Annotated in this window: 13 protein-coding genes; 8 read left to right on the forward strand and 5 right to left on the reverse strand. The window is 62.9% G+C overall.

Going from position 1 to position 12,868, the window contains the following annotated elements:
* Positions 1-286 precede the first annotated feature (286 nt).
* Complete coding sequence (locus AWB81_RS23020) at positions 287-1,285, reverse strand: sulfate ABC transporter substrate-binding protein (RefSeq protein WP_062638868.1); 999 nt, start codon at positions 1,283-1,285, stop codon at positions 287-289.
* A 76-nt stretch (positions 1,286-1,361) separates the two neighbouring features.
* A complete protein-coding gene (locus tag AWB81_RS23025) occupies positions 1,362-1,973 on the reverse strand; it encodes an RBBP9/YdeN family alpha/beta hydrolase (RefSeq protein WP_062638907.1) in 612 nt (203 codons plus the stop codon).
* Between the two features lie 189 nt (positions 1,974-2,162).
* Between AWB81_RS23025 and AWB81_RS23030 the strand changes: the two genes are divergently transcribed.
* Genes AWB81_RS23030 through AWB81_RS23055 form a run of 6 tightly spaced genes read left to right on the forward strand, consistent with a single transcriptional unit; the run spans position 2,163 to position 6,603 of the window.
* Positions 2,163-2,645 (forward strand): VOC family protein, encoded by a 483-nt coding sequence (locus tag AWB81_RS23030; protein WP_167306347.1) that lies wholly within the window; start codon positions 2,163-2,165, stop codon positions 2,643-2,645.
* A 7-nt stretch (positions 2,646-2,652) separates the two neighbouring features.
* Positions 2,653-3,597, forward strand: coding sequence for a 2-hydroxyacid dehydrogenase (locus tag AWB81_RS23035; RefSeq protein WP_062638908.1), 945 nt, complete (start codon positions 2,653-2,655; stop codon positions 3,595-3,597).
* 30 nt (positions 3,598-3,627) lie between these two features.
* Entirely contained in the window at positions 3,628-4,551 is a 924-nt protein-coding gene (locus AWB81_RS23040; RefSeq protein ID WP_062638870.1) for a hydroxymethylglutaryl-CoA lyase, read from the forward strand.
* A gap of 32 nt (positions 4,552-4,583) precedes the next feature.
* Positions 4,584-5,090 carry a YbaK/EbsC family protein gene (locus AWB81_RS23045; protein WP_062638871.1) on the forward strand — a complete coding sequence of 169 codons (507 nt, stop codon included), beginning with the start codon at positions 4,584-4,586 and terminating at the stop codon, positions 5,088-5,090.
* On the forward strand, positions 5,087-5,695 hold the full coding sequence (locus AWB81_RS23050; RefSeq protein ID WP_087135135.1) for a DUF1289 domain-containing protein: 609 nt from the start codon (positions 5,087-5,089) through the stop codon (positions 5,693-5,695). The genes AWB81_RS23045 and AWB81_RS23050 overlap by 4 nt, the downstream gene beginning before the upstream one ends.
* Positions 5,692-6,603 carry an MBL fold metallo-hydrolase gene (locus tag AWB81_RS23055; RefSeq protein WP_062638872.1) on the forward strand — a complete coding sequence of 304 codons (912 nt, stop codon included), beginning with the start codon at positions 5,692-5,694 and terminating at the stop codon, positions 6,601-6,603. The genes AWB81_RS23050 and AWB81_RS23055 overlap by 4 nt, the downstream gene beginning before the upstream one ends.
* Before the next feature lie 206 nt (positions 6,604-6,809).
* Here AWB81_RS23055 and AWB81_RS23060 read toward each other — a convergent pair whose 3' ends face one another.
* A complete protein-coding gene (locus tag AWB81_RS23060) occupies positions 6,810-7,700 on the reverse strand; it encodes an alpha/beta fold hydrolase (protein WP_062638910.1) in 891 nt (296 codons plus the stop codon).
* A 279-nt stretch (positions 7,701-7,979) separates the two neighbouring features.
* On the opposite strand from AWB81_RS23060, the gene AWB81_RS23065 reads away from it, so the two are divergent.
* A complete protein-coding gene (locus AWB81_RS23065) occupies positions 7,980-8,942 on the forward strand; it encodes an NAD(P)H-dependent flavin oxidoreductase (RefSeq protein WP_062638873.1) in 963 nt (320 codons plus the stop codon).
* 112 nt (positions 8,943-9,054) lie between these two features.
* Here the strand turns inward: AWB81_RS23065 and AWB81_RS23070 are convergent, their stop codons facing one another.
* Complete coding sequence (locus AWB81_RS23070; protein ID WP_062638874.1) at positions 9,055-10,137, reverse strand: porin; 1,083 nt, start codon at positions 10,135-10,137, stop codon at positions 9,055-9,057.
* A gap of 538 nt (positions 10,138-10,675) precedes the next feature.
* Positions 10,676-11,101: a hypothetical protein gene (locus AWB81_RS23075; protein ID WP_235025876.1), complete on the reverse strand. Its 426-nt coding sequence runs from the start codon at positions 11,099-11,101 to the stop codon at positions 10,676-10,678.
* A gap of 483 nt (positions 11,102-11,584) precedes the next feature.
* On the opposite strand from AWB81_RS23075, the gene AWB81_RS23080 reads away from it, so the two are divergent.
* Positions 11,585-12,604, forward strand: coding sequence for a bile acid:sodium symporter family protein (locus tag AWB81_RS23080; RefSeq protein WP_062638875.1), 1,020 nt, complete (start codon positions 11,585-11,587; stop codon positions 12,602-12,604).
* The last annotated feature ends 264 nt before the right edge of the window (positions 12,605-12,868 follow it).

A 12,868-nucleotide genomic window follows, 5' to 3' on the forward strand; every position in this document is an offset into this window, starting at 1 on the left:
CTTTGCAGCGCAGCTTCCGCACCGCTGAGAAGGCCGTTAACACCTGGTGCGATCAGGTCAAAATCGCCGCGTAGAAAACTTGACTCGACTGCTACAAGATCAATTCAGTCAAGGAGTCTAGCTGCTTTCTTTGCTTACTTTCTTTGCAGCAGCAAAGAAAGTAAGTCCCGCCCCGGACAGGGGCAGTGCTAATAGACCAACACCAAAGCAAGTTCCACAGAAGCCCAGAACTATCAGACGGTGTTAAACACGACCAACCCCAAAGCACCAGCCACAAAACGCGCGTTTAACGCTTATCGACGACTACCTGATCGAATGTCCCGCCATCGGCGAAATGCGTCTGCTGCGCCTTCTGCCAGCTGCCGAATATCTGCTCGACGGTGAACGTCTTCAGCGGCTTGAACTCGCTGGCGTGTTTCGCAAATACCTCGGCGTTGCGCGGCCGCAGGTGATGCTGCGCGATGATCTCCTGGGCAGCCGGCGAATACAGATAGTCGAGATACGCCTGCGCTTCCTTGCGCGTGCCGCGCTTGTCCACGACTTTGTCGACGACTGTCACCGGCGGCTCCGCGAGCAGGCTCATCGACGGATACACCGCGTCGAAATCCTTCGCGCCGACGCCCGTATCGATCAGCGCCACTTCGTTCTCGAACGTCACCAGCACATCGCCGATGCCGCGCTGCGTGAAGGTTGTCGTGGCGCCTCGGCCGCCCGTGTCGAGCACCGGCACGTTCTTGAAGATCACTTTCTCGAAGTCCTGCGCTTGCGCGTCGGTCGCGCCCTGCTGCTTCTTGTAGCCCCACGCAGCGAGATACGTGTAGCGCCCGTTGCCCGATGTCTTCGGATTGGCGATCACCACCTGCACGCCCGGTCGCGCGAGATCGCTCCAGTCCTTGATGTTCTTCGGGTTACCCTGACGCACGAGGAACACCATCGTCGTCGTGTACGGCGCGCTGTTGTCCGGCAGGCGCGTGCGCCAGTTCACGGGAACGAGCTGGCCGCGTTCGGCCAGCAGGTCAATGTCGTTCGGCTGGTTCATCGTCACGACGTCCGCCTGCAGGCCCTGCGTCACCGAAAGCGCCTGCGCGCTCGACGCGCCATGCGACTGGCGGATCGACACCGTCTCGCCCGACTTCTTCTTGTAGTCCGCGACGAAAGCCGCGTCAATGTCCTTGTACAGCTCGCGCGTGACGTCGTACGAAACGTTCAGGAGCGTCGTGTCCGCGTGCGCGAGCCCCGCTATCAGCCCGAGCGCCGCCACGAGCGCCTTCTTCGATGCCGCCATGTTTTCTCCTGGTTGTCGAACACAAAAAAGGCCGCGTCGAAGCGGCCGTGTTGGGATTCTATCCAAACGCGCACGGTCAGCCGTACGCAAGCAGTTCGAGCGGACTCGCGCGAGGATCGTGCGCGCCGCCGACATGACGTGGCGCGGCAAGGTGGATCAGTGTATCGACGAAATACTTCGCGCGCGGCCACGGACCGAAACCCGCCGCCGTGTTGATATGGCCCGCATCGCCGAGATTCACGAACGCGCTGCCGACATCATGCGCGAATTGCCTTGCCCGGTCGAAAGGCATCCACGGATCGGTTTCGCTTGCGACCAGGATGGACGGCACGTCCAGGCGCCGCGCCTCGAAAGCGCCGGCAAAGCGGAACTTGTCCGGGCTCGCGGGCGCGACGAACAGCACGCCCGCCACCTCCGCAACCATATCCCTCTTCGACAACGCATGCGCCGTCGCAAGACATCCGAAGCTGTGCGCGGCGATCACGACCGGTCCTCGCTCGTTCGCGAGCAACGCGCGCACCGCGTTCGCCCAGGTGTCGAGATGCGGCGCGTCCCAGTCGTCCTGCACGACGCGCGCCGAACGCGCATATTGCCGCTCCAGCCACGTCTGCCAGTGCGCGCCTTCGCTGCCGTGCAAGCCGGGCACGGTGACGAGCCGCGTCGGCCAGCCTGACCTGCATGTCTTCATGTCGACCTCGCTGCCGGCATCGGGCCGGCGCTTTCCATGAGGCATTGTCAGGTGGCGTCCGCTGCGAACGAACCAATATTTCGTCATTTGTTTATGGTGCCGCGGTCGTCGCAGGAGGCGATGCGGCTCCTGCATCGCGCGCGGGCGCGGCCAAAACCGTAAAATGAACGCAAACCCCACGGAGGCCGTATGTCTGACTTGCCAGGTGTGTCCACCGATCAACCGACCGCGTCGGACCGTTCGCGAACCCTTGCCACGCTGCAACCCTTTCACCTCGCGTTTCCTGTCACGAGCCTCAAGAACGCGCGCGCGTTCTACGGCGAACTGCTCGGCTGCGCGGAAGGACGCAGCTCGCCCGAGTGGGTCGACTTCGATTTCTTCGGCCATCAGCTGGTCGCGCATCTCGCGCCCGATGAAGTGCGGCCGCCCGCGAAGAACGCCGTCGACGGCGACGACGTGCCGGTGCGCCACTTCGGCGTCGTGCTCTCAATGGACGACTGGCACGCGCTCGCCGAGCGACTCAAAGGCGTCGGCACGAAGTTCATCATCGAGCCGCATATCCGCTTCAAGGGCGAAGTCGGCGAGCAGGCAACGATGTTCTTCCTCGATCCGTGCGGCAACGCGCTGGAATTCAAGGCCTTCAGGGACATCGGCAATCTGTTTGCAAAGTGAGCGCGACGTGACAAGGATCATCTTCTACGAGCGGAACACGGACGCCTCCCTGTGGCTGCACGACCTGGCGCGGGCGCTGCCCGAAGCCGACCTGCGCGAGTGGCAGCCCGGCGACACCGCGCCCGCCGACTACGCGATCGTCTGGCGCGCGCCGCGCGAGTTGTTCGCGAACCGGCCGGACCTGAAGGCGGTGTTCAACCTCGGCGCGGGCGTCGATGCGATTCTCGACGTCGAGCGCAAGGAACCCGGCACGCTGCCGCCAAACGCGAAACTCGTGCGGCTCGAAGACACCGGCATGGCGCAGCAGATGGTCGAGTACGCGATGCACGCGGTGCTGCGCTACATGCGCCGCCTCGACGAATACGAAGCGTTGCAGCGCGAGGGCCGCTGGGAAAAACTGCGCGCGCACCCTCGCGAGAGTTTTACCGTCGGCGTGCTCGGGCTCGGCGTGCTGGGCACGGAAGTCGCGCGTGCGTTGACAGCGCTTGGCGTGCCGGTGCGCGGCTTCAGCCGCAGCGCGAAGCAGATCGAAGGCGTGTCGACCTATGCGGGCGATCCGCAACTCGACGCCTTTCTGGACGGCGTGCAGGTCCTCATCAACCTGCTCCCGCACACGCCGGACACCGAAGGCATTCTGAACCGCCGCGTGTTTGAGAAGCTCGCGCACGGCGCGTATCTGGTGAACCTGGCGCGCGGCGCGCATCTCGTCGATGAAGATCTGCTCGGCGCGCTCGACAGCGGCCAGATCGCCGCCGCGATGCTCGACGTCTTTCACACCGAGCCGTTGCCGAAGGATCATCCGTTCTGGCATGCGCCGCGCGTGACCATCACGCCGCATGTCTCCGCCGAAACGCTTCGCGAGGAAAGCGTCGAGCAGATCGCGCGGAAGATCGCGGCGCTGGAACGCGGCGAATCCATCAGCGGCATCGTCCATATGACACGCGGCTATTGACTACACACAAGCTGGAGAGAGGAGACACACATGATTCCCGCCAAGGTGAAGATCGTCGAAGTCGGACCGCGCGACGGTCTGCAGAACGAGAAGGAATTCGTCTCGACCGAGACCAAGATCGAACTCATCAACCGGCTGTCGGAGGCCGGCTTGCAGAACGTCGAGGCAACCTCGTTCGTCTCGCCGAAATGGGTGCCGCAGATGGCCGACGGCGCCGCCGTCATGGCCGGCATCGCGCGCCGCGACGGCACGATCTACTCGGTGCTCACGCCGAACATGCGCGGCTTCGAAGGAGCGCTCGAAGCGAAGGCCGACGAAGTCGTGATCTTCGGCGCGGCGAGTGAGGCGTTTTCGCAGAAGAACATCAACTGCAGCATCGCGGAAAGCATCGCGCGCTTCGAGCCGGTCGCAAAAGCCGCGAAGGACGCGGGCGTGCGGTTGCGCGCGAGCATCTCCTGCTCGCTCGGCTGCCCGTATCAAGGCGAAGTGCCGGTGGCTTCGGTGGTCGATGTCGTCGAGCGCATGGCGGCGCTCGGCTGCGACGAGATCGATATCGCCGATACGATCGGCGTCGGCACGGCGAAGCGCACGCGCGAAGTACTCGCGGCGGCGTCGAAGGTATTTCCGCGCGAGCGGCTCTCAGGCCATTTCCACGACACTTACGGACAGGCCGTCACGAACATCTACGCGGCGCTGCAGGAAGGCATCGAAATCTTTCACGCTTCGGTGGCGGGGCTCGGCGGCTGTCCGTATGCGAAGGGCGCGACGGGCAACGTCGCGACCGAAGACGTCGTGTACCTGATGAACGGACTCGGCATCGAAACGGGCGTCGATCTCGGCAAGCTGATCGAGATCGGCGATTTTATTTCGCGCGCGATCGGCAAGCCGAGCGCTTCGCGTGCGGGCAAGGCACTGCTCGCGAAGCAGCGCGATGGCGTCGGCGCGTGCGTTTGACGCTCGGATCTGAATCATTTGGACAGGACAAGATGAACGACATGCAGAACCTCGACACGCTGCCCGATTCGGCACGGCGCGTCGCCCGCCTGTTGCAGGAGCGCGGCCACTCGATGCCGGTCGTGATGCTGCCGGAAACCGGCAAGACCTCGGCGGAAGCGGCGGCCGGGCTCGGCTGTTCGGTTGCGCAGATCGCGAAGTCGATTTTGTTTCGCCGTCGCGAAGACGACGCGCCCGTGCTCGTCATCGCGAGCGGCGTGAATCGCGTCGACGAGAAGAAAGTGGCGGCGCGCGTCGGCGATCTCGCGCGCGCGGACGCGAAGTTCGTGCGCGAGAAGACGGGCTATGCGATCGGTGGCGTGTGTCCGATCGGCCACGCGACAGAACCGGTGACGCTGATCGACGAAGACCTCCTCGCGCTCGACAGTCTCTGGGCCGCCGCCGGCCATCCGCACGCGGTGTTCAATCTCACGCCGCGGGATCTCGTCGCGCTGACAGGCGCGCCCGTCGCTGATGTCGCGTTGCGCGAGCCTGCATGACGACGCCGGCTGACGACGCGCCGTCGCCCTGCATCGACGTGTGCCGGATGAATCCGGCCACCGGTTTCTGCGAAGGCTGCTGGCGCACGATCGATGAGATCGCGGCCTGGGCCGCGTTCGACGCTACGCAAAAGCACGCCGTGCTGTTGCGTAGCGCGAGCCGCCGCAAGGGTGCGCGGGTCGTCAGCATCGGCGAACGCTTCACGGCGACGCTCACGTTGCCGCCCGATTCGATCAGGTCGTTCGCCACGCTCGTCAACGACCTGAACCCGCTGCATCACGACGAGACCTACGCGGAGGCGAGCCGCTTCGGTTCGCTGATCGCGTCCGGCACGCAGCCGACCGCGCACATGATGGCGATGCTCGCCACGCACTTCTCGCAGTATGCGCAACCGCTCGGCCTGGAGTTCGGCATCAAGCTCACGCGCGCGGTGAAGGCGAACGACGTGCTCGCGATGAGCTGGCAAGTCACCGATGCGAAGTGGAAAGCAAGCCTCAAGGGCGACCTCGTGACGCTCGAAGGCGAGGCGCGCAACCAGCACGGCGAGCTCGTGATGAAGGCAAGCGCGACGATCGTCGTGATGCCGAAGGAGCCGGCGGCATGATCGGCTTCCCTGCATCGATGCGCGTGTTCGAACGCGGCTGGCTGTCGTCGAACAACGTGCTTTTCGTCGACGATGAACGCGCTGCAATCGTCGATACCGGCTATGCCACGCACGCGCCGCAAACGCGTGCGCTCGTCGAGCAGGTACTCGGCGCGCGCCGGCTCGATCTGATTGTGAACACGCATCTGCATTCGGATCACTGCGGCGGCAATGCGCTGCTGCAGGCCACGTATCAATGCGACACGCTGATTCCCGCCAGCGAAGCCGAAGCCGTGCGCAACTGGGATGAAGAAGCGCTCACGTTTCGCGCAACCGGTCAGGCTTGCGAGCGCTTTGGCTTCACCGGCACGATCGCGCCCGGGGATACCGTGCGCCTAAGTGGACTCGACTGGTCGGTGCTCGGCGCGCCCGGTCACGATCCTCACTCGCTGATGCTGTATTGCGCGCAGGAACGCATTCTCATCAGCGCCGACGCGCTCTGGGAGAACGGCTTCGGCGTGATCTTCCCGGAGCTCGAAGGCGAAAGCGGCTTTGCCGAGCAGCGCGGTGCGCTCGACCTGATCGCGACGCTCGATGTGCGCGCGGTCATCCCGGGTCACGGTGCGCCGTTCAGCGACGTGTCGCGTGCACTTGAAACGGCATCGTCGCGGCTCGACTATCTCGTTGCCGATCCGGCGCGCAATGCGAAGAACGCGCTGAAAGTGCTGATCGTCTTCAAGCTGATGGAGACGCGCTCGATGTCGTTCGATGCATTGTCGAACCTGTGCGAATCGGCGCGTGCGATGCGCTGCGCCGCCGACATGCTCGTCGCGGCGGACAGGCGGCATGCGTTGCTCGCACAGTGTGTCGATGAACTTGCGCGCAATGGCGCGGTACGGGTCGAAGACGGGATCCTTTTCGCCCGATGAGGCGATACGACGATCAAGAAGGACAAAAAGAAAGCCGCTTGTCAGCTACGACAAGCGGCGTAATTTTATAGACGTGATCAGCGTCGATTGCATCGTAACGCGATGCCAAAATAGCATGCATCGGTGCTTTCCCTACAAACTTTTAACGGCTACATGTACGGCAGCTAACCGAACATCGGCTGCGCATGCTGCGCACGACGCGAGCCTCATCGCTCGCTTGCTTCGAAGAACGACAGCATTTCCTCAAGTAACGCCTGAGGTTCTTCTTCGGGAATGTAGTGTCCGCAAGGCAGCGCGCGTCCGCTCACATCGCGCGCGACGCGGCGCCATTCATCGAGTGCATCGAAGCAGCGTTCGATCACGCCTTCCGCACCCCACAGCACACGCAACGGACACGCGATCTTGTGACCGCATTCGAGATCGGCGCGATCGTGTTCGAGGTCGATCGAAGCCGACGCGCGGTAGTCCTCGCACATCGCATAGACCGCACCGGGCGATGCGAGCGCATCGCGATACGCCTGCAACGCGTGCGGCGCGAACGGCTTGAGCCCGGCGTGGCGGCTGCCCATCACGCGCTCGATGTAGGCGTTCGTGTTGCCGCCAATCAGAAGCTCGGGCAGCGGCGACGGCTGGATCAGAAAGAACCAGTGGAAATACGCGGTGGCGAATTCGCGGTCGGTGGCTTCATACATCGCGAGCGTCGGCGCGATGTCGAGCAGCATCAGACGGTCGACGGCCTCGGGAAAGTCCAGCGCCATTCGATGCGCGACGCGCGCGCCGCGATCGTGCGCGCAGACGAGAAAACGCTCGAAGCCGAAGTGACACATCACCGCGACCTGATCGGCTGCCATCGCGCGCTTCGAGTACGGCGTGTGCTCGGCATCGCTCTTCGGTTTCGCGGACGCGCCGTAACCGCGCAGATCGGTCGCGATCACGGTGAAATGCTGCGCGAGTTGCGAAGCGCACTTGTGCCAGATCTCGTGCGTCTGCGGATGTCCGTGCAGCAACAACAGTGGCGGACCACTGCCGCCCTTCATCCCGAAAATATCGACGCCGGCTGCATCGACGCGAAACGGCTGGTAGTCCGTAAAGGGCATGGTGGCGAACTCGTCGTGAAGGGTGCGAAACATTGTATGCGGGACGCGTGCGGCCTGACGCTTGCTGGACGGGACTTTCCACAAAACCGAAGAGTTCCTCGGGATCGACCCGGACATCGGTGCCCCGGCAAATCACCTATAATCGAACGACCGTTCTATAGCTCCGAGAACGGCGTCCGAAACTGACGCCGGTTTCTCGAAAATATTTTCGCGCGACGACTACCGTTCGAATCCTAGAATTCATCGACCGGACATCGCACGCATCAGGAGACTCACACCATGGCATTGCCCGCCGTCCTGCAAAATCTCGCGCTGCCCGTCGTGGCCTCGCCGATGTTCATCGTCAGCTATCCCGAACTCGTGATCGCCCAGTGCAAGGCGGGCATCGTCGGCTCCTTTCCTGCGCTCAACGCGCGGCCGGCCGAATTGCTCGACGAATGGCTCACGCAGATACAGGCGTCGCTCGCCGAGCACAAGGCCGCAAACCCGAATGCCGTGATCGGCCCCATCGCCGTGAACCAGATCGTTCATCAGTCGAATGCGCGGCTCGAGCAGGACGTACGCGTGTGTGTCGAGCACAAGGTGCCGATCTTCATCACCAGCCTGCGCGCGCCGGTCAAGGAGATGGTCGACGCGGTGCACAGTTACGGCGGCATCGTGCTGCACGACGTGATCAACATCCGCCACGCGCAGAAGGCGCTGGAAGCGGGCGTCGACGGACTAATCCTGGTCGCGGCCGGCGCGGGCGGACATGCGGGCACGACGTCGCCGTTTGCGCTCGTCGGTGAAGTCCGGAGCATCTTCGACGGCCCGATCGTGCTGTCCGGCTCGATCGCGAACGGCGGCTCGATCCTCGCCGCGCAGGCAATGGGCGCGGACCTCGCGTACATGGGCACGCGCTTCATCGCGACGCAGGAAGCGCACGCGCACGAGAGCTACAAGAGCGCGATCGTCGATTCGAGCGCCGCCGACATCATCTACACGAACCTCTTCACCGGCGTGCACGGCAACTACATTCGCCAGAGCATCGTCGCCGCGGGACTCGACCCCGAAGCGCTGCCGGAATCGGACAAGGCCACCATGAATTTCGGCGACGGTTCGAGCAAGGCGAAGGCGTGGAAGGACATCTGGGGCGCGGGCCAGGGCGTCGGGCTGATGAACGATGTGCCGAGCGTCGCGGAACTGGTCGCGCGCCTGAAGCAGGAATACGAGGAAGCACGGGCGCGGATCAGGTTGAACTGACCGGCGGCGGCATTCACGGCGCAGAAGACAAAACGCCGCGTTCCCAGGGAACGCGGCGTTTTCGTTTTTGCGCTGCGTTTGAACGCAGCGCATTGGCCTGGACTCGCTACGCTCAGAACTTCGCGCGCAGGCCCACGCCGTAAGTGTTGCCCGACGATTGGCTCGTGTACTTATCGTTCAGGTATGCGGCGTAGACGTCGGTGCGCTTCGAGAGCGGGTAGTCGTAGCCGAGCGCCCAGCTCTTGTGCGTCTGATCGAGGCCGCCATTGCTGCGCGAGTACGCATACGACGCCATCACAATGCCCGGTCCGAGCGGCACCGTCACGCCGCCTTGCCCGGTATTGACGTGGAAGCTGCCGGTTTCGATGTCGTTGTTCGTGTACATGTACTGCGCGAAGAACTTCACGAACTTGAGGTCGTACGAGACGCCGGCCTGCGCCACGCTCTGGCTCTTGTAGCCCGCGACGAGCGTCGACAGGTCGCCCGGTGTGTTGTTGTAGTTCACGTACTGATAGACACCGGTTGCCGCGAACGGGCCGTGGAAGTACAGGAACTGCGCGCTCCACTTCTTCGAGCGTCCGTCGCCCGCCTGGTTGCCGAAGCTGTACATCGCGCTGCCCGACAGGCCGCTGAAGTCAGGCGACGTGTACTGAACCGAGTTGTTCCAGCCCGAGTCGCCGACAACACCCTGGTCCGTCGTGTAGGTCGGGAACGTGCCCTGGCCGAGGAACACGTGATAGACCATCGGCGAGAAGACGTACGAATCGACGAACGGGTTGAAGAGAATCGTCGAGACGAAGAGTTGTGTCGTCAGGCGGCCGGCCGTGAACGTACCGTAGGGCGCCTGAATGCCGACATACGCGTTACGGGCGAAGAACGTGTCGCCGGTGAAGCGGCCGTACTGGCCGTTCTGCGCGCGGAAGAAACTCTCGAGAGTGAAGATCGCCTTGTAGCCGTTGCCGAGGTCTTCAGCGCCCTTCAAGCCCCAGTAGGACGTCGACATGCCGCCGCCGCTCACGTTCCACGCGCGGTCGCCGCCGGGGAACTTGGTTGCGCCCACCCATTCGTCGACCTGACCGTATAGCGAAACGCTCGACTGCGCCTGTGCCGACCCGGCGGCAAGGAAGCCGAATAGGGCAGCGACTGCGGTGGCCTTGACCGTTGCCTTCAGCGCACGGTTGACGGTTGGCTTCATGAACTCTCCTGTTGTTTGTCAAAAGTTAAAGCGTTGGCGGGCAAGACTCATGGCTTGCCTCGTCAGACCGGCGTAATGATTGGGTTCGCGCTGGGCTCGCGCCTCTTTCGGAGCGGGACCATCTTTACGGATCATTTTTCCGGTCAAAAATGTTTTTGGTTATTGCGGGTATAGCGGTTCGGATAGTCCGTGCTTATATCGCTCTCGTTCACGTGCAATCAGCGAGTCCTGACATTCGCCGGTCCGGCACGTCGTCGTGTCCGCGCCGCAAGGCTTCGCGGGCCACGGTGAGGTTTTTGATGCCACACACGGTTCGTGAAAATGTCGTGACGCGCGCCGGTCGCAATTGTCGGTGCGCGCAAAAAAGAGGGGAAATGTTACGAACGTTTGACGCGCGACTGTGGTGTGCTTACGTCACCGAAGCGGGAGAGATGGACGGACCAATATTTTTTCGTTCTCGACGCGGTGCGCGCCGGCAGCGATACGCGATGATCGACGGGCGTCGATCATCGCGTATAGCTCGGTTGTTTCAGTTGCTTCAGTTGCGGTAATTCGAGTTCGCTGCGGAACGCGGGTCGTCGCCGGGACGGCCGGGCGGCCGGGGCATGCCGCGTTCTTCGTTGTAACGGGTAATGTCCGCGCGGATCGATCCAGCGCCACGCATCGGCGTGTTTTGTTCGGGGCGCGGCACACCGCGAACTTCGGCGCTGATCGGCGTCATGCCGTCCTTCGCGCCCACCTGCGTGTAACGCAGCGGCTGGCCGTTGCGCGCGAGATCGCGATCCAGCGCGGCACGCTCGGCTGCATTGCCCGACTTGAGCCACACGCCGTCGGGTGTACCGGCGAGCGCAAGCGAACCCGCCACCGCAATCGAGCCGATCGCGGTGGCGATTAAATATCGAGTAGTCTTCCGGAAGCCTGTGCGCGCCATGTCGAAACGAAACTGCGGGATGTCCGACGTCATTCGGCTTGCGCGGCGGCCAACGGAGAGCGGGTCGGGTGCAAGCGACCGGTCGTTGTCGGAGCATCGCGGTGCACCGCATTAACACGCGTGTGCACCCTTCAACCGGTCTACGGACAATTTATGGCGCCGCGCCGCGCTAGTCGAGCCAAAAAGTGTTAGACCTGCTCAATGGTTGTAACACCATGTTACTACTGGATTTTTTGCAGTTTTCGGGGTGAGTGAAAACGCTGAATCGTGTGACAAGAGGAGCGTTTTGAGCTGGCTCGAAGGTTGCTCGCCATTCCGCCATTTAGGACTGGCCTCATACCGATACGACATTAATCGATCATTTAAATGAATTTGCCTATTGAATCGTAATCGGGCGAAAATACTGGTTTTCCTGACTTGACGTTTGACTGGCCTTGACGTTTGCCAGCCAATTCGCGACGCCGAGTCGTCCTGCAACCCGATTTGCAACCCTGCACGTTCGAGTGCGAGATTCAGATGGCGCGCCCCAAATTTCTTCCCGACAACTTCACGCTTGCCCTCGTGGGCACCGTCGTCCTGGCGAGCCTCCTGCCGTGCCGGGGCACGGTCGCCGTCGGTTTCAACTGGCTGACCAACATCGCCATCGGGCTGCTGTTCTTCCTGCACGGGGCAAAGCTCTCGCGCGAAGCCATCGTGTCGGGCGCGACGCACTGGCGGCTGCACCTCGTCGTCCTGCTCAGCACGTTCGTGATGTTCCCGTTGCTCGGCCTCGCGCTCAAGCCCGTACTCACGCCGCTCGTCACACCCGAGCTCTACATGGGCATCCTCTTTCTGTGCACGTTGCCGTCCACAGTTCAGTCGTCGATCGCGTTCACGTCGATGGCCAAGGGCAACGTGCCCGCAGCCGTCTGCAGTGCGTCGGCGTCGAGCCTGCTCGGCATCTTCATCACGCCGGCGCTGGTGGGACTGGTCGTCAATAATCACGGCGCCGCCACCGGCTCGCCCTGGCACACTGTCGGCAATATCGTGCTGCAGCTGCTCGTGCCGTTCATCGCCGGTCAGTTGCTGCGCCCGGCGATTGGCAAATGGATCGACCGCAACCGCGCCATGCTGAAGTTCGTCGACCAGGGCTCGATCCTGCTCGTCGTCTACGTCGCGTTTAGCGAAGCCGTGAATGAAGGCATCTGGCATTCGATGTCCCTCGCCACGCTCGCCGGGCTGCTCGCCGCCAACATCGTGCTGCTCGCGCTTGCAATTTTCGCGACGGCCTTTGCCAGCAAGCGGCTCGGCTTCAGCCGCGCCGACCAGATCACCATCATTTTCTGCGGATCGAAGAAGAGCCTCGCGTCCGGCATTCCAATGGCAAAGGTGATCTTTGCGTCCCATACGGTCGGCGCGGTCGTCCTGCCTCTAATGCTGTTCCACCAGATCCAGCTCATGGTTTGCGCGGTGCTCGCGCAACGCTGGGGCGCGCGGCGCACGGCCAAGGAGAAGAGTCGCGAGCGCGAGGGCGCAGCGGCTGCGGCGCGTCGCTGAACCACGTGCTGCCGAAAGTCGTAACGAAGTAGCACTTGCTCTCCCCGATTCGAAAGCCGCCTCGTGCGGCTTTTTTGCTATTTGAGCCTGTCTGCCGGCGAACGTCGATTCGGCCAGTCGATGTAGGCCTGGAGCGCAAATGCAAAAAAGTTCGTGCGTTTCGCCTAAGCCATCCGGCCGACTGGTGCCCGGGCATGTGCCTTGCCACACTTACGTCCAGAGAACGTCGCAAGGGAGAAAAACATGTCGATCCGAAATTCCGAG

Origin of the sequence: Caballeronia arationis (assembly GCF_001544975.2) — a bacterium.
GTDB lineage: Bacteria > Pseudomonadota > Gammaproteobacteria > Burkholderiales > Burkholderiaceae > Caballeronia > Caballeronia arationis.